19 protein-coding genes and 1 pseudogene are annotated in these 18179 nt (G+C 64.6%); 12 read left to right on the forward strand and 8 right to left on the reverse strand.

What is annotated here, in order from left to right; genetic code table 11:
- Nucleotides 1–128 precede the first annotated feature (128 nt).
- The 4 genes from FDP22_RS00255 to istA all read right to left on the reverse strand — a co-directional run bounded on the left by FDP22_RS00255 (nucleotide 129) and on the right by istA (nucleotide 3898).
- Nucleotides 129–1109, reverse strand: coding sequence for a PD-(D/E)XK motif protein (locus FDP22_RS00255; protein ID WP_170317529.1), 981 nt, complete (start codon nucleotides 1107–1109; stop codon nucleotides 129–131).
- Nucleotides 1106–1516 (reverse strand): hypothetical protein, encoded by a 411-nt coding sequence (locus FDP22_RS00260; protein WP_138575803.1) that lies wholly within the window; start codon nucleotides 1514–1516, stop codon nucleotides 1106–1108. Before FDP22_RS00260 ends, FDP22_RS00255 begins: the two co-directional genes overlap by 4 nt.
- Before the next feature lie 71 nt (nucleotides 1517–1587).
- Nucleotides 1588–2379, reverse strand: coding sequence for an IS21-like element helper ATPase IstB (gene istB / locus FDP22_RS00265; RefSeq protein WP_143972228.1), 792 nt, complete (start codon nucleotides 2377–2379; stop codon nucleotides 1588–1590).
- Entirely contained in the window at nucleotides 2369–3898 is a 1530-nt protein-coding gene (istA, locus tag FDP22_RS00270) for an IS21 family transposase (protein WP_143972275.1), read from the reverse strand. The genes istB and istA overlap by 11 nt, the downstream gene beginning before the upstream one ends.
- 402 nt (nucleotides 3899–4300) lie before the next feature.
- Between istA and FDP22_RS00275 the strand changes: the two genes are divergently transcribed.
- The 3 genes from FDP22_RS00275 to FDP22_RS00285 are packed head-to-tail and all read left to right on the forward strand — an operon-like array spanning nucleotide 4301 to nucleotide 5464.
- Complete coding sequence (locus tag FDP22_RS00275) at nucleotides 4301–4837, forward strand: crossover junction endodeoxyribonuclease RuvC (protein WP_205910817.1); 537 nt, start codon at nucleotides 4301–4303, stop codon at nucleotides 4835–4837.
- Complete coding sequence (locus FDP22_RS00280) at nucleotides 4834–5037, forward strand: hypothetical protein (protein ID WP_430225500.1); 204 nt, start codon at nucleotides 4834–4836, stop codon at nucleotides 5035–5037. Before FDP22_RS00275 ends, FDP22_RS00280 begins: the two co-directional genes overlap by 4 nt.
- Nucleotides 5030–5464 carry a DUF6362 family protein gene (locus tag FDP22_RS00285; protein WP_138579462.1) on the forward strand — a complete coding sequence of 145 codons (435 nt, stop codon included), beginning with the start codon at nucleotides 5030–5032 and terminating at the stop codon, nucleotides 5462–5464. The genes FDP22_RS00280 and FDP22_RS00285 overlap by 8 nt, the downstream gene beginning before the upstream one ends.
- A gap of 56 nt (nucleotides 5465–5520) precedes the next feature.
- Here FDP22_RS00285 and FDP22_RS00290 read toward each other — a convergent pair whose 3' ends face one another.
- Nucleotides 5521–6639, reverse strand: a complete 1119-nt coding sequence (locus FDP22_RS00290) for a hypothetical protein (protein ID WP_138579464.1) — start codon at nucleotides 6637–6639, stop codon at nucleotides 5521–5523.
- Between the two features lie 735 nt (nucleotides 6640–7374).
- Between FDP22_RS00290 and FDP22_RS00295 the strand changes: the two genes are divergently transcribed.
- The 4 genes and pseudogenes from FDP22_RS00295 (at nucleotide 7375) to FDP22_RS00305 (ending at nucleotide 10153) form a co-directional block, all read left to right on the forward strand.
- A complete protein-coding gene (locus FDP22_RS00295; protein ID WP_138579466.1) occupies nucleotides 7375–8739 on the forward strand; it encodes a site-specific DNA-methyltransferase in 1365 nt (454 codons plus the stop codon).
- A gap of 1 nt (nucleotide 8740) precedes the next feature.
- Nucleotides 8741–9247 (forward strand): annotated as a pseudogene (locus FDP22_RS24775) (DNA cytosine methyltransferase); the annotation flags it as partial.
- 205 nt (nucleotides 9248–9452) lie between these two features.
- Nucleotides 9453–9935 (forward strand): hypothetical protein, encoded by a 483-nt coding sequence (locus tag FDP22_RS24780; protein ID WP_239031963.1) that lies wholly within the window; start codon nucleotides 9453–9455, stop codon nucleotides 9933–9935.
- On the forward strand, nucleotides 9932–10153 hold the full coding sequence (locus FDP22_RS00305) for a DUF7220 family protein (RefSeq protein ID WP_138579470.1): 222 nt from the start codon (nucleotides 9932–9934) through the stop codon (nucleotides 10151–10153). Before FDP22_RS24780 ends, FDP22_RS00305 begins: the two co-directional genes overlap by 4 nt.
- Here the strand turns inward: FDP22_RS00305 and FDP22_RS00310 are convergent.
- From FDP22_RS00310 to FDP22_RS00320, 3 genes are all read right to left on the reverse strand, one after another.
- A complete protein-coding gene (locus FDP22_RS00310) occupies nucleotides 10150–10596 on the reverse strand; it encodes a hypothetical protein (protein ID WP_143972229.1) in 447 nt (148 codons plus the stop codon). The genes FDP22_RS00305 and FDP22_RS00310 overlap by 4 nt on opposite strands.
- A 223-nt stretch (nucleotides 10597–10819) precedes the next feature.
- The gene (locus FDP22_RS00315) at nucleotides 10820–11386 is read right to left on the reverse strand and encodes a DUF3489 domain-containing protein (protein ID WP_138579474.1); all 567 of its coding nucleotides are present in this window, start codon (nucleotides 11384–11386) and stop codon (nucleotides 10820–10822) included.
- 95 nt (nucleotides 11387–11481) lie between these two features.
- Entirely contained in the window at nucleotides 11482–11754 is a 273-nt protein-coding gene (locus tag FDP22_RS00320) for a hypothetical protein (protein WP_138579476.1), read from the reverse strand.
- 111 nt (nucleotides 11755–11865) lie between these two features.
- Here FDP22_RS00320 and FDP22_RS00325 point away from each other — a divergent pair, with 111 nt between their 5' ends.
- Genes FDP22_RS00325 through FDP22_RS00345 form a run of 5 tightly spaced genes read left to right on the forward strand, consistent with a single transcriptional unit; the run spans nucleotide 11866 to nucleotide 18174 of the window.
- Nucleotides 11866–12462 carry a hypothetical protein gene (locus tag FDP22_RS00325; protein WP_138579478.1) on the forward strand — a complete coding sequence of 199 codons (597 nt, stop codon included), beginning with the start codon at nucleotides 11866–11868 and terminating at the stop codon, nucleotides 12460–12462.
- The gene (locus FDP22_RS00330; protein ID WP_138579480.1) at nucleotides 12410–14416 is read left to right on the forward strand and encodes a phage terminase large subunit family protein; all 2007 of its coding nucleotides are present in this window, start codon (nucleotides 12410–12412) and stop codon (nucleotides 14414–14416) included. The genes FDP22_RS00325 and FDP22_RS00330 overlap by 53 nt, the downstream gene beginning before the upstream one ends.
- Nucleotides 14416–14625: a phage head-tail joining protein gene (locus tag FDP22_RS00335; protein ID WP_138579482.1), complete on the forward strand. Its 210-nt coding sequence runs from the start codon at nucleotides 14416–14418 to the stop codon at nucleotides 14623–14625. The genes FDP22_RS00330 and FDP22_RS00335 overlap by 1 nt, the downstream gene beginning before the upstream one ends.
- On the forward strand, nucleotides 14625–16136 hold the full coding sequence (locus FDP22_RS00340) for a phage portal protein (protein ID WP_138579484.1): 1512 nt from the start codon (nucleotides 14625–14627) through the stop codon (nucleotides 16134–16136). The genes FDP22_RS00335 and FDP22_RS00340 overlap by 1 nt, the downstream gene beginning before the upstream one ends.
- Nucleotides 16137–16140: 4 nt before the next feature.
- Complete coding sequence (locus FDP22_RS00345) at nucleotides 16141–18174, forward strand: prohead protease/major capsid protein fusion protein (protein ID WP_239031828.1); 2034 nt, start codon at nucleotides 16141–16143, stop codon at nucleotides 18172–18174.
- The last annotated feature ends 5 nt before the right edge of the window (nucleotides 18175–18179 follow it).

Below are 18179 nucleotides of genomic sequence, written 5' to 3' on the forward strand. Positions count from 1 at the left end.
GGCGTTCGAAAAGTGGACCATAAATCGAACTCAAGTCTAATCACTCTTGAATTCAACGTCACGGCGATGAGGGACCGAAAACGTCAGGCTTTGGCAGGCTGCCTTGCCAAGTAGCGAGTTTCGAGGCCTCAAGGAGGCAGCAGCGCCCGTTCAGCAGAAACTAGCGTGTCGATCCGCGCCCTGGAGAGTTGGCGACAACCTGCGAGATCGACGAGAAACCGCACCCCTGACACGCCTGCCGGTAGTGGGCCCCTAATGGCCGGGATCGTACTCACGTCGAAAATCCGCATCGAGGAGGTTGCGCGCTGAAGGTCGAACGACCAGCTGAGCGCCGACTGCATGTCGCGTCCCAGTGTATCGGCCACCACGGTGCGAAGTTTGAGGATCAGGTCGTGTACCTGAATGCGTGCCTCGATATCGGATAAAAGCTCTGAAATTGAGATGCCGCCTCCGGACGGCTGAACGATGAACGAAGCTAGGGTCCCCGTCGTGTCCGGTGGAGGATTAGCCTGCTCGAATGAAACTTCATGTGCTCGGCGGTCTGTGGTGGTGGCCTTCGCATCGAGACGGAGAGCCCCCACGGCAAAGTCGTAGCGCTCGTCTTGGTCGACGCGCCAGGCGCGGACGGCTGCGGCGGGATCAACGGCAGCCCGGATTACGAGCAACTCGCCAACCAAGCCGACGACCTGCTTCCTTGGCGGCTTGGCAAGTCGCTGAAAGAGGTCCACAATGCGGTCCACCAACTCTGCAACTGCTGCCACCGTCGGATTCGCGCCGAGCGTCGAGGCGAGGAATTCCATCGTTGTGATAAAGTATTGCTCGACCGAGCGGTCCCGCGACCTGCATGCGACGACCGTGAGATTCTCAGTACGTACGTCGCGGTGACGCTCCTCAATTCGGCAGGCGACGCTGAACCGTGCCTCGATGCCTGCGAGGAGCAAAGGGACACGGTTTGAGACGCCCACGGTCCGGATCAGCAGTGCCGCGCCACCGGAGCTGTCTCGTCCAACATAGTAAGCTGCTTCAGAAGAAGCTGGGATTACACTGAACGTGCCAGCCTGATCCGGCCGAGCCAACCGTTCAAGCAGGTCAGCGAGGCGGTTGGTCAATCGGCATCCACCTGTCCAGCTTGTAGTTGAACTAGCCATTCCCTCGCCAGGTGCGAAGGAATATGCGTAGCAAGGAGCGGGGCTGAGTTAGCCTCAATCGGCCCTTGATCGGTGTAAGACAGGTCGAAGCGGTGGAGTTGAATGGTCGGCCGATCATTCATGTTGAATGCGGCATCGCCCGGGTAGTTTACTCCTCCTTTCGCCAGACGTGTGGGACCCTGCAAGAAGCCTTTTTCGAGAGTGCCCGACGCGGAGATAGTACGACGAGAGCCGCTTGCGTTGGGTCGCATTCGGTAGACCGCAACGACCGTGTCCGGAGCCTGGCGGAGAGCCTCGCCCAGCGTCACAAGCATGCCGGTGAACTGGGCGGTATCGCGTGGATCCTCCAGCCTGTAATCTGCAAGCATGTTGGATGTCACTGAGAACTGACCCAGCATTGTCATCGAGATTTGACCCGCCTGTCAGTATGTCGGTCGGTTCATGATGGGGTCAACATTGGCGTCTCCTTCCTCTTTTTTTTCGCGGTCTCGGAGCTGGCCTTGAAGCGATAACTGTCGTTTCCGGTTTCCAGGATGTGGCAGCGGTGTGTGAGGCGATCGAGGAGCGCCGTGGTCATCTTGGCGTCACCGAAGACGCTGGCCCATTCGCTGAAGCTTAGGTTCGTGGTGATCACGACGCTGGTGCGTTCGTAAAGTTTGCTGAGGAGGTGGAACAGCAAGGCGCCGCCCGAGGCGCTGAACGGCAGGTATCCGAGCTCGTCGAGGATCACCAATTCGGTTTTCACCAACGCCTCGGCGATTTTCCCGGCCCTTCCCAGCGCCTTTTCCTGTTCCAGCGCGTTCACCAGCTCGACTGTGGAGAAGAAGCGCACGCGTTTGCGGTGATGCTCAATCGCCTGGACTCCGAGGGCGGTCGCCACATGGCTTTTCCCGGTGCCGGGCCCGCCAATCAGGACCACGTTTTCGGCAGCATCGAGGAACTCGCATCGATGAAGCTGCCGAACGAGGGCCTCGTTGACCTCGCTGGCCGCGAAGTCGAAGCCTGACAGGTCCTTGTGGGCCGGGAAGCGCGCTGCCTTCATGTGATAAAAGATGGACCGCACTTCACGTTCGGCCATTTCAGCCTTCAGCAGCTGGGACAGGATCGGGATCGCCGCATCGAACGCAGGCGCGCCCTGTTCCATGAGGTCATGCACGGCTTGGGCCATGCCTGGCATCTTCAGACTGCGGAGCATGATGACGATGGCAGCTCCGGCGGGATCATGACGCATGGCGTTTGCCTCCGGATGTGCGCAGCCCATCGTAGCGTGCAACATTGGCCTCGGGCTCCTTGCTCAGCGTCAAGGCCGGAGGCGGCGTTACGTCTGGCAACTCGACTGAAGTGCCGTTCACCAGCCTGTGCAATAGGTTCAGCACGTGGGTCTTTGTCGGCACGCCGGCCTTCAACGCCATGTCCACCGCGCACAGGACCGCCTGTTCGTCGTGATGCAATACCAACGACAGGACGTCGACCATCTCCCGATCACCGCCGGGTCTGCGCAGCATCTGATCCTGCAGCTCACGAAAGCCCCTCGGCATCTCAACAAACGGGGCGCCGTTACGCAGCGCACCGGGCTTGCGCTGGATCACGGCCAGGTAATGCCGCCAGTCATAGATGACGCGGCCCGGTTGCCGATGCGACCTTTCAATGATGCGCTGGTGCTCGCAGACGACATGCCCTTCAGCAACGACAACCAGCCTTTCGGGGTAGATGTGCAGGCTGACTGGCCGGTTCGCAAAGCTGGCAGGCACGGAGTAGCGATTGCGATCAAACGTGACGAGGCAGGTTGGGGACACCCGCTTGCTTTGCTCGACATAACCGTCGAACGCGGTGGGCAACGGCATCAGCGAGGGCTTCTCCGCTTGCCAGACGTCTGCGATGCTGCCGGGCAAACCGCCATGTGCGGTTTCGGCCCACAGCGCCTTGCACCGTTCTTCCAGCCAGCAGTTCAGCGCATCGAGATCAGGGAAGGTGGGCATCACCTGCCACATCCTGCTGCGCGCATCGCGGACGTTCTTCTCGACCTGGCCCTTTTCCCATCCCGCCGCCGGATTGCAAAAGTCGGGTTCGAACACGTAGTGGCTGGTTATCGCCATGAAGCGCGCATTTACATCGCGCTTTTTGCCGACGCCCACGCGGTCCACCGCCGTGCGCATATTGTCGTAGATCCCGCGGCCCGGCACGCCTTCGAAGATTCTGAACGCATGCCAATGCGCGTCGAACAGCATCTCGTGTGTCTGCAGCAAATATGCCCTGACCAGGAACACGCGGCTGTGCGACAGCTTGATGTGTGCGACCTGCAGCTTGGTCCGTTCACCCCCGACGATCGCGTAGTCTTCGCTCCAATCGAATTGGAAGGCCTCGCCCGGCTTGAACACCAGAGGCACGAATGTCCCGCGATCCGTCGTGTTCTGCGCGCGCTGCCGGTCCGATTTCCAGGCTCGGACAAAGGCTGAGACCCGCTCGTAGGACCCATCGAACCCCAGCTGAACCAGATCCGCGTGCATCTGTTTCGCCGTCCGCCGCTCTTTGCGCGATTTGCGCTGTTCGGCCAGCAACCAGCCCGACAGCTTCTCCGCGTACGGGTCGAGCTTGCTCGGCCTCGATGGTGCCTTGAACTTGGGCTCGACGATCCCGGCACGCAGGTAACGCCTGATCGTATTTCGGGACAGTCCAGTCCGCCGCGAAATCTCGCGGATGGGCATCTTGTCCCGCAGTGCCCACCGTCGAATGACGCTCAAAAAATCCATGTCGATCACTCCAATGACCCCCGACAAATCTCGTCAGGGGGAGGGTTCCACATGGGTCAATTCTCAGTGACATTTCCTATCGCTGCTGGGTCAGTTCTCAGTGACATCCAACAGCTTGAGGATGAGCCATGACAGAGACCACTGTTATGCCCTCTGTCATCAAAATCAGGAGAAAACACCATGGAAACAGACACTTGCCGGTCCCGAATGAGGAAGAAGAGCAAGCCCCATACTTCGTATGGGGGCCACCCGAGGGGTGTGGCCCCCGATACGGCGCCGGGTGTTCCTGCAGGTGCCCAATCCTGACCACCCCAAGATCCGACGACGACGACCCGACACCGTCAGGCACCACGTCGCCGTCGTCCTTCCAATCGAGCAGCCAACCAGTAGAGGAGATCACCCATGGCTGACCTGACACCCGCCACCACCGGTCATGCAGCGGTTCCTGACATGCCGCCCGTTCTCCATTCCAGTCGGGTGATGCTTGCGCTCGATCTCGGCACCATGACGGGCTGGGCGTTGCGCTCCGCCGATGGGCTGATCACCTCGGGCACGGCGTCCTTCCGCCCAGGTCGCTTCGACGGCGGTGGCATGCGTTATCTCCGCTTCACCAATTGGCTGGCGGAGATCGACCGGCTGTCCGGTCCCATCGCTGCCATCTGGTTCGAGGAGGTCCGTCGCCACGCGGCCACCGATGCGGCCCACGTCTACGGCGGGCTGATGGCCACACTGACCGCATGGGCGGAGTTGCGCGGCATTCCCTACGAGGGCGTCCCGGTTGGAACGATCAAGCGCCATGCCACCGGCAAGGGCAACGCCCCGAAGGAGGCGATGATTGCTGCAGCCCGTGCGCGCGGGTTCTCGCCCGCCGACGACAACGAAGCCGATGCCATCGCGATCCTGCTCTGGGCCATCGAGACCTGCGGAGGTGCGCAATGAACGGCATGCGGTTCACGCCGAAGGGCTATGGCGGCCAGCGTCGCGGTCCCGACGAGGTCAAGCGCGACAGCTGGCGCGAACAGGGTCTCCTGGCCGTCGCCCTCGACGACGGCCGGCTGACCTGGCCGGAACGGGAACTCGTCCGCCAACTCGGCGAACGGCTCTACGGCAAGCGGGAAGAGGAGGCGCGCCATGGCTGACTGGACGACGACACGGGTTGAGGACCGGCTCGACGCGGCCGCCGATGTGTTTCGGTCGTTGCCGGAGGTGAAGCCGCAGGGCTTCTTCAATGCGTGGCCCGAGTATTTCCACAGCTTCGCCGATCAGGTCGGCCAGGAACCCCGAATGCGCAAGCCTCGGCCCGGCCCCCGCGACATCACGCAGGCGGAAGAGGCGCTGCTGTGGTTGCGCTGGCTCGAGGTCGACGACGCCCGGATCGTTTGGCTGCGTGCCAACCGCACGCCGTGGAAGCCGATTTGCTGGCAACTCGGCATCAGCCGTGCAACCGCTAACCGGCGATGGCAATACGGCATCGCGGTTATCGTGTGGCGGTTGAACGGCAAGCAGGTGCCAAAGAAGCGATCGATGGAGTTCGTAACTCGCGGCGTCACACAGTCGAGGCAATAATTTCGGCATCAAATCGTTTTATTGCCGCCTCGCCAAGACTCGTTGTGGGCTCCCCGTCACGCCGGAAATTTCTTCTGATGAACCTCACAGAGCATGATCTCGAATCGGAGTAGGTTGATTATTTGCAGAAAGAGTGTCGAGCACTTCGCGAGATATGCGGCGTAGCCCAATTCCTGCTCCGGGCCGGACCCGCCCTTCCCGGAGCGGTAAACAATCTTGTTTTCTGGCGTGATCAGCTTGATGGAGGCATGATGGGACGCATTCCTAATCTGGTTGTCTCTCTCCGAACAAAGATTCGCGAGCGCAGGCGTTCCATCAAAGGGGCCAAACCTACTTGATTTATCGAGTTCAAGGTACTTCTTCCGGGTCAAAGACTGAAATTGGTCAAAAGGACGTCCAGAGGCCACGTTGTTAAGGTAGGCTAAAATATCAACCAATGATGAGAAGGTTTCGAACGCGTTTCCATAGAACATCTTTGTCTTGCCGAATTGAGCCGAGGTCACTGTAGATGCGGCATCAACATCAAGACCTTTCTTGACGCGGAAAATGACTTGGGAGAAGTCGTCGTATGCGACAAAGAACTCTCGAATAATTGAAAGATACAGCTCCGCACGATTAGGTGCCAAGTTTTCTTCGTACTCTTTGAAAAAGGTCTTGAACTCCGGCTTATCTCGATTGTCCTGCGCGATTTTGAACGCCTTGCGAAATGGGTCTTCAAATGCGGGCTGACTGAAAAATAGACAGAAGCGCCAAAGCCAGTCGTTCAAGTTGTTGAGCGGGTCGTTGGCATAAAATTCCGCAGATCCTTCGGCGATCTTTCTTTCGCTAATTTTCCTGTGGCCGTTTCTATGCAGGTTCCAAGCCTTCTTTAGAAGTTGCCACTCACCAGAGAAATCTGCGGACCGGTAAGGGCGAGAGTTCTGCCATTTATCGGGGAAGTCCTTGAAAGCAACTAGTGAACCATGCTCCTCAGCCACTTTCATCATTTCTTGCATTTGCGCAATGCGAGGGAATGAGACGTCCCTATGCCTTTCTTCCAAGGGTACAAGGAAGTTTGCATCGACGTTCACAACAGGTGAAGCAGCTTCTTCCTCTGAAAGTTCCACGTTTTCAACTGGCTCCCCAACAAAATGAGGGATGGGGCTTCCTTCGGGCCTGACTACACGCATACCCACTGTCAATTCCTCTCCGCATCCGGAGCAATGAAATGTGTGCGTTTGATAGGTCTCATGACCAAGACCGATCCGAACGGTATGGTTTTGACCGCAGGTGGTGCATCGAAAAGAAGTTCGGACAATCATGTTTGGCTCGTTCACACTATTTTTCGGCTGTATTTGCCCTGCGGTCTTGTTGGGCGGATACGCGCTTGACAACCTTTGTTCCAGCCTGCGTCAGCACGCTATGTCTATTGCGGAACTCGAGGCACTACAAGGAAACGGCAAGGTTCGAAATGCTGCGGGGCGAAATGGCCAAGTTGACCGGTCAAGGGTCGCTTCGCGGTCGAGACACTTTCATGTGAGACACTGAACGCCAAGACAATCAGCCGTTCCGAGGCTATCAATGAGGGCATACTCGGGAGAGGAGCGCGCAGGCACTGGCCGCGTAGCCGGCTTCCGGGGTCCAGCGAGGGGACCAGTCAGGGCCCGAACTGCCAAGCCTTTGATATCTTGGTTCCTTCCTGGCCATATTCGTATGCTGGCGGGCGAAGCGCGGGACATCGCCAGCGACAGGGCCGGATTTTTGGGAAGCCACCCGGAAGCCGGAGCCACGCGCGCCCCACGCAAACCCCAATGAACGCTGGCCTTCCGACCGGACACCGCTGGTCGCCGCTGGACCCCGTGTGGAGTCCGGCCCGGCATCCGGAGTCCGGAAGCCACCGGCATCCACGCGACCGAGGAACCTTGCCCACCATGACGCTGAGCTTCGCCCCGGACGCGATCGAGACATGGCCGCTGTCGCGCCTGCAGCCCTACGCGAAGAACGCGAAGGCGCATGGCGCGGACCAGGTCGCGAAGATCGCCGCCAGCATGGCCGAGTTCGGCTGGACCGTGCCGTGCCTCGTCGGCGAGGACGGCGAACTGATTGCAGGGCATGGGCGCGTGCTGGCCGCAACGCAGCTGGGGCTGAACGTAGCGCCGGTGATCGTGCTGGGGCACCTGACCGAGGCGCAGCGCCGGGCCTACCGGATCGCGGACAACAAGCTGACGGAGCTCGGCACCTGGGACGAGGCGCTGCTGTCGGCGGAACTGAACGACCTGCTGGCCGAGGATTTCGACCTGTCGCTGGTCGGGTTTTCCGATGGCGAACTCGACAAGCTGCTGGCCTTCGTGCCGGAGGGGGACGGTGAAGAGGGTAGCGCCGGGGGCTCCGTGCCGCCGGTGACCATCCCCGAACCGCCACGCAATCCGGCGTCGCGCACGGGCGATCTGTGGATCCTCGGCGACCACCGGCTGCTCTGTGGCGACAGCACCAGCGCTGCCGATGTGCGCCGCCTGATGAATGGCGAGCGCGCGATCCTGTTCGCGACCGATCCGCCGTATCTCGTCGACTACGACGGCTCGAACCACCCGACCCGGAACAAGGACTGGTCGGCGTCCTACGGCACGACCTGGGACGACAGTTCGCAGGGGGCCGAACTCTACGACGGGTTCATCGCTGCAGCCGTGGCGGAAGCCATCGCCGAGGACGCCGCCTGGTACTGCTGGCACGCTTCGCGCCGACAGGCGATGCTCGAAGCCTGCTGGGAGAAGGCCGGCGCCTTCGTCCATCAGCAGATCATCTGGGTGAAGGATCGCGGTGTCCTGACCCGGTCGCATTACCTGTGGAAGCACGAGCCCTGCTTCATGGGCTGGCGCCGCCCGAACCGTCCGCCGAAGGTCGCCGAGCAGACGCTGCCCTCGACCTGGGAGATGCCGTCCTTCGCCAAGGACGAGCGCCCGGACCACCCGACGCCGAAACCGCTCGACGCCTTCGGCATCCCGATGCGCCAGCACGTCGTCCGTGGCGGCCTCTGCTTCGAGCCGTTCTCGGGCTCCGGCTCTCAGATCATGGCGGGCGAGGCCAACGGCCGCCGCGTCTTCGCGATGGAGATCAGCCCCGCCTATGTCGATGTCGCCGTGGAGCGCTGGCAGGCCGAAACCGGCAAGGACGCGATCCTCGACGGCGACGGCCGGACCTTCGCGCAGGTGAGAACCGAGCGGCTGGGCGACGACACCGATACGCCGGACACGGACGCTGCCCCCGAACCCGCGCGAAAGCGCAATTCCGCCGCGTGACATGCATGACCTGGCTTTACCTTCCTCCGGAGACGCTTCCGGAGCCGGAGACGCATGTCTGTTCGGCCTCTCCCTCTGCTCCGGCGCGGGCGGTCTCGATCTCGGGCTCGCCATCGCCCTCCCCGGATATCGTGCTGTGGGCCATGTCGAACGGGAAACCTACGCCGCAGCCACTCTCGTGGCGCGGATGGAAGACGCGTCCCTGGATCAGGCTGTTGTCTGGGACGACGTTGCCACCTTTGACGGCCGCCCGTGGCGCGGCGCGGTGGATATCGTCACTGCGGGTTATCCGTGCCAACCGTTCTCGGTCGCGGGCAAGCGCCGGGGTACGGACGACCCGCGCCACCTCTGGCCCCATGTCGCCCGCATCATCGGCGAAGTGGAGCCACCGTTCGTCTTCCTCGAGAATGTCGCCCATCATCTCCGCCTCGGCTTCCCCGAAGTCGCCGCAGGACTGGTCGGTATGGGCTACCGCCTTGCGGCAGGCCTCTTCACGGCGGCGGAAGTCGGTGCGCCCCACAAGCGTGAGCGGCTGTTCATCCTCGCCATCCGCGAGGGGGACGAGCTGGCCGACCCCACGCGCCTGCTCCGGCACCCGCTCGAGTGGCGGGAACCGGACGGAGCTCCTGCGGCTCTGGCCGACGCCCAGGGCCAGCGTCAACGAGAACCGGCAGACGAAGCCGACGCCGTCGCAGGCAGCGGGTCAGCACGGCATGAACCTGGCGACGACGGCCGCGCTCTGGCCGACGCCGCAGATCGACAGCTTCCGCAGCCGGGGTGGCGAACGGCGCGACGAGAAGGGTCTGGACCGCATGGCGCGGGACTGGCCGACGCCGATGGCGAACGACGGCAACAAGCCGAGCGCTGGCAACCGCAAGACAGCCGATCTGACCCATGCGGCGGGGATGTGGATGACGCCGACGGCCCGCGATCACAAGGATGGGGCGACGACATTGGCGAACACGCCGGTGAACGGCCTGCTTGGCCGCCAGGTCCTGGTGACGCCGATGGCTGGGAGCGATACCTCCGAGCCGCGCCGGACCTTGAACCCGCTGTTCGTCGAGGCGCTGATGGGCTGGCCCACCGGGTGGACCGGCTTCGCCTCTGTGGCAACGGCGTGGTCCCGCTGGTTGCGGCGCATGCGCTGCGAACTCTCGCGGCTCAGCTGCTGGCCGATGGATGAGGTGGCGGCATGAAGCAGTCGCGCCTCATGTCACTGGTCGAGTCCATCACCAACGTGGTCGTCGGCTACGGCGTCGCGGTCGTCACGCAGATCCTGATCTTCCCGGTCTTCGGGCTGCACACGACGCTGGCGCAGAACCTGAAGATGGGCGCCATTTTCACCGTGGTCTCGATCGCCCGTTCCTTTGCCTTGCGGCGGGTGTTCGAGGCAATCCGGATGCGGGGCGACTAGATGGAGTAGCTGCCGAAGGGTTTTCCGAACTTCTCGACGCCGGACTTGCCCAGCAACGTCAGCTTGTTGTGCAGCTTGTGCCCGGGAGATGCGTTTCGGGCCTCGCGAGCCCAGACCTTGGCGTCAATTTCCCAGACATCGAAGTTCGTTCCGTCCGGGGTGAAAGCACAGAGAACGACATCGATCCGCTCGAGAAGAGTGTTGAGACATCCCCATTGGGTGTTGCGTCGCTTCGCCGTGCGCAGCGTAGCTCGCCGACCGTCAGGTAGTTTGAGTTCTGTTGCCACAGGGCTGACGAGGTCGCCGATTTTGCTCGCAAGTGCCCGGCCAGCCGAGATGCCAAACTCATACCCCTCGCGGCCAGTGAACTCGTCCTGTCCGCCGCCCGGCTTGGAGGGTTTCGTCGATACGACCTTGGGAGCCTTCGGCAGGAATTCGTCCAAGGCACGAGCGGCAACGGATGCAGCCGATAGACTAGGGTTCTGAGTCAAGAATTCGCCGAGACGGGATGCCAGATTGGGATCCAGTCTAACCGTGATCGAGTCTACCATGCGCGCCACCATTCAAGAGGGTTGATGCATCCATCTTGCAGGCCAACGATAGGATTCGTCAAGAGGTATGATTCATACCCCTTGACGTGTCGTGCTTCCGCGAAGCTGCGTCCAATCAAGCGATGCGGTAGACCCGCCCCCGATCCTCGACCTTCTCCGAGGTCACTTCGAGCCCGAGCTTCTTCTTCAGCGCCCCGGCCATCGCGCCGCGCACCGTGTGCGACTGCCAGCCCGTTGCGGCCATGATCTCCTCGATGGTCGCGCCGTCCGGCGTGCGCAGCATGGCGATCAGAGGGGCCTGCTTGGTGCCCTCGCGCGGCGTGCGCGTCTTGGGCGCGGGCTCGGTCTCGGTGGGGGTGTCCGGCGCGGGCTGCTCGGTCGGCGCGTCCGTCGCGCCCGCAGGCGCGGTGTCCGCGTCTTCGGTCTCGATGCCGATGGCGGCGAGCCCTGCGTCGGTGGCGACCAGCGTGACGCCGTGGCCATCGCCGGTTTCGCGCCAGACGGGTTCGCCCTTGCGCATGTCCGCGTCGACCTCCTGCAGGAAACCCTTGGCGAGCATTGCGCCGACCACCTTGGCGGCTGCGCCGCCGCGCAGGCTTTCGGGCAGCGGCAGGGCGATGCGGTCCTCACGCCGTGCGGCGGAGTTGAGGATGATGGCTTGGGTATCGGAAAGCTTGGTCATGGGGTCGTCTCCGTATTCGGGCCCGCGACATGCGGCGCCTTCTACGACCCCGAGCCGCGCTGGGCGCGCGGCGGGAGTTCCGGCGTCGCCGGAGATCAGCGGGCGTGCTCGCCCTCGCCGAAGGCGCTGTCGGTGATGCGCTTCAGGAGGCTGGCGTAGTGTTCGAGGGTGCCGACCATCGCCCAGCCCGCCTCGTCGGGGGCGCAGTTGAAATGGTCGTCGCTGAGCGCCTGAAGGCGGGCGAGCATCTCGTCGATCTCGGCCTTCTTGCCGATGAAGGCCGCGAGCGCGGCTTCCTTGTTCCGGCGCGCCTTTTCGGCGCGGAGTTCGTGGCGCGGGGTGGTGATCGGGTTCAGGCGGCTGGTCATCGTGGTGGCTCCGTGGTGAGTTGCATCGCTTCGTTGGAGTGACGTTCGCTCTCTCCGGCGCGCTTATCAATTCGATAAGCACATGATCTTGAATGATAATCGGAGCTGTCGATGCAGGGCATGAGCGAGCGCCAGTACGCCGCCCATGTCGGGCTGTCACGGGGCGCGATCCAGAAGGCGAAGACGGCCGAGCGCCTGGTCCTCTATCCTGACGGCAGCATCAACGCGGCGGCCAGCGACACCAGACGGGCGGAAACGACGGACCCTTCCAAGACCCGCAAGCCGCCCGCGCCGAAGCTTAAGCCCGTCCCCGAGGCGGCGGTAACCGCTGTTGGCGACACGCTGCGCGAGCAGGGTCTGGCGGTCCCGCCGGTCGGCGGCGGCACCACGTTCCTGCAGGCGAAGACCGCGAACGAGGTGCTGAAGGCGCAGGAGCGGCGCATCCGTCTCCAGAAGCTGAAGGGGGAGTTGATCGAGCGGGCCCGCGCGCTGGCGCTGGTGTTCCGGCTGGCGCGGGAGGAACGGGACGCCTGGGTGACCTGGCCTGCGCGCGCGGCGGCGCTGATGGCGGCAGAGCTCTCGGCCTCGAGCCGCGACGCTACGGGCCAGCAGATCACCGTGGAGCCAGCCGCGATGCAGAAGGTGCTGGAGAAACATGTACGCGCCCACCTCGACGAACTCGCCGAGGTCCGGTCCGACTTCTGGTGATGACGATGGCCTGACGGACTTCGACGGCGCGGGCGAGATCCTGCGCGCCTGGGGCAACGGGCTGCGGCCCGACCCGGACCTGACGGTCTCGGAATGGGCGGACCGGCACAGGATGCTCTCGGGCCGCGCCTCGGCCGAGCCCGGGCGATACCGCACGGTGCGCACGCCCTACATGCGCGAGATCATGGACCGGCTTTCGCCGGGCGATCCCACGCATCGGATCGTGTTCATGAAGGCCGCGCAGGTTGGCGCGACGGAGGCCGGCAACAACTGGATCGGGTTCGCCATCCACCAGGCACCGGGCCCGATGCTGGCGGTCCAGCCGACGGTGGAGCTGGCCAAGCGCAACTCGCGCCAACGGATCGACCCGCTGATCGACGAGAGCCCCGAGCTGCGGGAGCGGGTGAAGCCCGCGCGATCCCGCGACGCGGGCAACACGATGCTGTCGAAGGAGTTCGCGGGCGGCATCCTGATCATGACCGGCGCGAACTCGGCGGTCGGGCTCCGCTCGACCCCGGCGCGTTACATCTTCCTCGACGAGGTCGACGCCTATCCGGCCTCGGCCGACGAGGAAGGCGATCCGGTCACGCTGGCCGAGGCGCGGTCGCTGACCTTCGCCCACCGGCGCAAGGTGCTGCTGGTTTCGACTCCCACCATCCGGGGGCTGTCGCGCATCGAGCGGGAGTACGAGGCGTCCGACCAGCGCCGGTTCTTCGTGCCGTGCCCGCATTGCGGCGCGATGCAATGGCTGAAGTTCGATCGGCTGCGCTGGCAGAAGGGCCGCCCGGAGACGGCGGAGTATCACTGCGAGGGCTGCGACGCGGCAATCGCGGAACATCACAAGACGGCGATGCTGGAGGGCGGCGAATGGCGGGCGACCGCCACGGCCGCCGATCCGACCACGGTCGGATATCACCTCTCGGCGCTCTACTCGCCGATCGGCTGGCTGAGCTGGGAGCGGATCGTGCGGGCATGGGACGCGGCACAGGGGTCGGACGAGGCGATCAAGGCGTTCCGCAACACGATCCTCGGCGAGACATGGGTCGAGACCGGGGAAGCCCCGGACTGGCAGCGGCTCTACGACCGGCGCGAGCGCTGGATATCCGGCACCGTGCCAGCGGGCGGGCTGTTTCTGACCGCCGGGGCCGACGTGCAGAAGGACAGGATCGAGATCGATGTCTGGGCCTGGGGTCGCGGGCTGGAAAGCTGGCTCGTCGATCACGTCGTCATCGAGGGCGGGCCGGACCGGCATGACGCCTGGTCGGAGCTGACCGCGTTGCTGGATCGAAGCTGGCCGCATGAACGCGGCGCGCATCTCAGGATCGCGCGGCTCGCCATCGACACCGGCTACGAGGCCCCGGCGGTCTATTCCTGGTCGCGGTCGCAAGGCTTCGCGCAGGTGTCGCCGGTCAAGGGCGTCGAGGGGTTCAACCGCTCGAGCCCGGTGTCGGGGCCGACCTTCGTCGACGCGACCGCGGGCGGGAAACGTCTGCGGCGCGGAGCCCGGCTCTGGACCGTGGCGGTGTCGACCTTCAAGGCCGAGACCTACCGCTTCCTGCGGCTGGCGCGGCCGACCGAGGAGGAGATGGCCGACGGGGCGGCGTTTCCGCCCGGCTCGGTACACCTGCCGCACTGGGTCGAGAACGAATGGCTGAAGCAGTTCGTGGCCGAGCAGCTGGTGACGGTCCGCACGAAGCGCGGCTTCGCCCGGCTGGAATGGCAGAAGCTGCGCGAACGCAACGAGGCGCTGGATTGCCGGGTCTATGCCCGCGCCGCCGCCTGGATCGCAGGCGCGGACCGCTGGCCTGAGGAAAAGTGGCGCGACCTCGAGGATCAGCTCGGGGCTGCGCCTTACGGTGACACCGATCCGGCCGGGCAAATTCACCGGCCCGGACAAGCCCCACAGGGCAAGCGCCGCTCCGACTGGCTCGGGCGGCGTGGAGGATGGTTTTGATGACGGACTGGACAGAAACCGAGCTCTCGGCGCTGCGCCGGGCCTATGCCAGCGGTACCACCCGGGTCAGCTATGACGGCAAATCCGTGGACTATGGCTCGGCCGAGGACCTGCTCGCGCGCATCCGCACCATCGAACGCGCCATCGCGGGCACCACACGGCCGCTGCCCATGGCCGGGCTGGCAGGCTTTTCGCGCGGGGATCGCTGATGTCGGCAAACTGGTTCGACAGGGCCATTGCCTCCGTCGCCCCTCGGGCCGCCGCCAGGCGCGTGTTGGCCCGTCAGGCCTTCGAGACCCTGACGCGCGGCTATGACGGGGCCGCGAAAGGGCGACGGACGGACGGCTGGCGCGCGCCGGGATCCTCGGCCGACACCGAGATCGGCGTGGCCGGGGCGCTCTTGCGCGACCGGATGCGTGATCTGGTGCGCAACAACCCGCATGCGGCGAAAGCTGTCGCGGTGCTGGTCAACAACATAATCGGCGCGGGGATCATGCCGCGCGCCGCGAGTGGCGATGACAAGCTGGACCGCAAGGTCGATGCGCTGTTCGAGCTCTGGACGGCGGAGTGCGACGCCGACGGCCAGCTCGACTTCTACGGGCTGCAGACGCTGATCTGCCGGGAGATGGTGGAGGCGGGCGAGGTCTTGGTGCGCCGCCGCCTGCGTCGCGCAAGCGACGGTCTGCCGGTGCCGCTGCAATTGCAGGTGCTGGAAGCCGACTTCCTCGACGCCACCAAATCCGGCGCCATCGGCGCGGGGCGGCTGGTGCAGGGGATCGAGTTCGACCCGGTCGGCAAGCGCCGGGCCTACTGGCTGCATGCCGAGCACCCGGGCGACGCGTACGGGGCTCTGCAGAACGGCCTGCAGAGCCGTCCGGTCCCGGCGACCGAGATCGCCCATGTCTACGAGAAGCAGAGGACACAGGCGCGCGGCGTTCCATGGGGCGCGCCGGTGATCCGGTCCTTGCGCGATCTCGACGATTACGAAGTCGCCGAACTGGTTCGCAAGAAGACCGAGGCCTGCGTCACCGCCATCGTCTTTGGCGACGACGAGGCGCAGCAGGGCATCGCGCCCTCCGTGGTCGATGCCGATGGCAACCGTGTCGAGCAGTTCGAACCGGGGCTGATCGCCTATGCCCGTGGCGGCAAGGACATCCGGCTTAACCAGTCCGCCGCCACTGGCGGTTATGGCGAATACAAGAGGGCCAGTCTGCATACGATCTCGGCGGGGTTCCGGGTGCCCTACGAGTTGCTCACCGGCGATCTCAGCCAAGTCAACTATTCCTCGATCCGGGCGGGGCTCGTGGAGTTCCGCCGCATGATCGACGCGGTCCAGTGGCAACTGTTCATCCCGATGTTCTGCGCGCCTAGCTGGCGGTGGTTCACGGAAGCCGCATGGGCGGCGGGGCAGATCCCGTCGCCGGACGTCCCGGTGGAATGGTCGCCGCCGAAGTTCGATGCCGTCGATCCCTACAAGGACGCGATGGCCGACCTGCTGGCGATCCGGACCGGCACCATGACGCTGGCGCAGGCCATCGCGCGGCAGGGGCACAACCCGGACGCGGTCCTCGCGGAAATCGCCGCGACCAATGCCAAGCTCGATGGCCTCGGCCTCGTGCTCGACAGCGATCCGCGCCGCGTCACCAAGACCGGCAGCGCGCAGGCGGGCGATCTGGCCAAAGACCCGGCCGCCCCCGCATCCGAACCAGAGAAGGAATAGGGCCATGCCCGACACGATCATGGCGGCACCGGTCGCCCTTCCGATGCAACTGCGGCGCGCGCCGATCCTGCCCGCGACCGTCAATTCCGAGGCCCGATCCGTCGACGTGGTCTTCACCACCGGCGCGGCTGTCCGGCGGCGACGGTGGACCGGCTGGGACACCTCCGTGCCCTTCGATGAAATCCTTGAGGTCAGCGACAGGGCGGTGGACCTGACGCGCCTCAACGCGGGGGCCCCGGCGCTCGACAGCCATTCGGTCTGGTCGTCGCATTCGCAGGTGGGCGTGGTCGAACGCGCCTGGATCGAGGGCAAGGAGGGCAAGGCCACCATCCGTTTCCCGCGCGAAGGGCTGGACCATGCCGCCGACCGCATGTTCGGCCTTATCAGCGACGGCATCATCCGGAACGTGTCGGTCGGTTATTCCATCGAGCGAGTGAAGGTGGTGGAGCCCGCCGCGAAGGGCGAGGTCGAGCAGCGCATCGTCGAACGTTGGACGCCGCTCGAGGTCAGCTTCGTGACCGTCCCCGCCGATCCCCGCGCGCAGGTCCGCGCCGCGGATCAGGCCAGCTATCCCGTCGAGATCGTCGACACCCGCATGCAAAAGGAGGCATCCATGCCTGAGAACACGACCACCGTGGCCGGGGATGTCCCCGCCAGCACCGAGACCCGCCAGCAGCCTGCCGCGGCCCCGGCGAACCCCGAACCGACGGCCACGCGCATGCCAGAACCGGCACCTGCGCCCGATACCGAGGCCATCGCGACCCGTGCCCGCGAGGCCGAGCGTGACCGCGTCTCGACCATCTACGATCTGGCAGGCCGCCTGAACCTTGAGCGCGGCTTCGCCGAGGATCTGGTCAAGCGCGGCGTCAGTGTCGACGAGTCCCGCCGCCTGATCCTCGACCAGGTCGCCGCGAAATCCGACGAGACCCGGACTTTCCCGCACGTCTCCGTCCCCCTCGGCGGCCGGGATGAACGCATCACCCGCCGCGACGCGGTGGCGAATGCGCTCCTGCACCGCTACAGTCCGACGCTCTTCCCTCTGGAAGATGCCGCGCGCCAGTACCGCGGCATGACGCTGCTGGAACTGGCCCGCGAAAGCCTCGGCAATGCCGGGGTCAACACGCGGGGCCTGTCGCGCGACGAGGTGGCGACGCGGGCGCTGCATTCGACCTCGGACTTCCCCGAGATCCTGTCGGCCGTCACAAACAAGACGCTCCGGCAGGCCTATGACGCCTATCCCCGGACCTTCGCGCTCTTCTGCCGCCAGGTGCTGGCCACCGACTTCAAGTCCATGCACCGCGTACAGCTGGGCGAGGCGCCGCAGCTTCTGGAAGTGGGCGAAAGCGGCGAGTTCAAGCGCGGCACGCTGGGCGAGAGCAAGGAGAGCTACAAGGTCAAGACCTATGGCCGGGTGGTCGCGATCACCCGGCAGGTGCTGATCAACGACGATCTGGATGCCTTCACGCGCATCCCGGCGATGTATGGCAACTCGATCGCCCAGCTGGAAAGCGACGTGGTCTGGGGCATCATCACCGCGAACCCGGCGATGGCCGACGGCACGGCGCTGTTCCACACCACGCACAAGAACCTCGCCGGCACCGGCGCTGCGCTCGACGTGAGCAGCGTGGGAGCGGCCCGCGCGGCGATGGCGCTGCAGACCGGCCTCGACAAGAAGACGGTGCTGAACATCCGCCCCGCCTTCCTGATAGTGCCTGCCGCGCTGGAGCTGAAGGCCGAGCAGCTCGTGGCTCAGAACCTCGTGCCTGCTGCGACCTCCAGCGTGGTGCCGCAGTCGATCCGCACGCTGTCGCCGATCAGCGAGCCGCGCCTCGATGCGGCCAGCGCCACCTCCTGGTATCTGGCGGCCTCGCCCAACCAGATCGACACTATCGAGTACGCCTATCTTGAGGGCCAGCAGGGTGCCTACATCGAGACCCGCAACGGCTTCGATGTCGACGGCGTCGAGATCAAGTGCCGCCTCGACTTCGGCGCCAAGGCCATCGACTGGCGCGGCCTCTATCGTAATCCCGGCGCGTGAGGCCG

Origin of the sequence: Paroceanicella profunda (assembly GCF_005887635.2) — a bacterium.
Classification (GTDB): domain Bacteria; phylum Pseudomonadota; class Alphaproteobacteria; order Rhodobacterales; family Rhodobacteraceae; genus Paroceanicella; species Paroceanicella profunda.

What these genes read in the sequence shown, in the direction of transcription:
- FDP22_RS00260 (WP_138575803.1), bottom strand. Translation starts at nt 1,516, where the DNA reads ATGCTTGCAGATTACAGGCTGGAGGATCCACGCGATACCGCCCAGTTC.
- istB (WP_143972228.1), bottom strand. Translation starts at nt 2,379, where the DNA reads ATGCGTCATGATCCCGCCGGAGCTGCCATCGTCATCATGCTCCGCAGT.
- istA (WP_143972275.1), bottom strand. Translation starts at nt 3,898, where the DNA reads ATGGATTTTTTGAGCGTCATTCGACGGTGGGCACTGCGGGACAAGATG.
- FDP22_RS00275 (WP_205910817.1), top strand. Translation starts at nt 4,301, where the DNA reads ATGGCTGACCTGACACCCGCCACCACCGGTCATGCAGCGGTTCCTGAC.
- FDP22_RS00280 (WP_430225500.1), top strand. Translation starts at nt 4,834, where the DNA reads ATGAACGGCATGCGGTTCACGCCGAAGGGCTATGGCGGCCAGCGTCGC.
- FDP22_RS00285 (WP_138579462.1), top strand. Translation starts at nt 5,030, where the DNA reads ATGGCTGACTGGACGACGACACGGGTTGAGGACCGGCTCGACGCGGCC.
- FDP22_RS00295 (WP_138579466.1), top strand. Translation starts at nt 7,375, where the DNA reads ATGACGCTGAGCTTCGCCCCGGACGCGATCGAGACATGGCCGCTGTCG.
- FDP22_RS24780 (WP_239031963.1), top strand. Translation starts at nt 9,453, where the DNA reads ATGAACCTGGCGACGACGGCCGCGCTCTGGCCGACGCCGCAGATCGAC.
- FDP22_RS00305 (WP_138579470.1), top strand. Translation starts at nt 9,932, where the DNA reads ATGAAGCAGTCGCGCCTCATGTCACTGGTCGAGTCCATCACCAACGTG.
- FDP22_RS00315 (WP_138579474.1), bottom strand. Translation starts at nt 11,386, where the DNA reads ATGACCAAGCTTTCCGATACCCAAGCCATCATCCTCAACTCCGCCGCA.
- FDP22_RS00320 (WP_138579476.1), bottom strand. Translation starts at nt 11,754, where the DNA reads ATGACCAGCCGCCTGAACCCGATCACCACCCCGCGCCACGAACTCCGC.
- FDP22_RS00325 (WP_138579478.1), top strand. Translation starts at nt 11,866, where the DNA reads ATGCAGGGCATGAGCGAGCGCCAGTACGCCGCCCATGTCGGGCTGTCA.
- FDP22_RS00330 (WP_138579480.1), top strand. Translation starts at nt 12,410, where the DNA reads ATGTACGCGCCCACCTCGACGAACTCGCCGAGGTCCGGTCCGACTTCT.
- FDP22_RS00335 (WP_138579482.1), top strand. Translation starts at nt 14,416, where the DNA reads ATGACGGACTGGACAGAAACCGAGCTCTCGGCGCTGCGCCGGGCCTAT.
- FDP22_RS00340 (WP_138579484.1), top strand. Translation starts at nt 14,625, where the DNA reads ATGTCGGCAAACTGGTTCGACAGGGCCATTGCCTCCGTCGCCCCTCGG.
- FDP22_RS00345 (WP_239031828.1), top strand. Translation starts at nt 16,141, where the DNA reads ATGCCCGACACGATCATGGCGGCACCGGTCGCCCTTCCGATGCAACTG.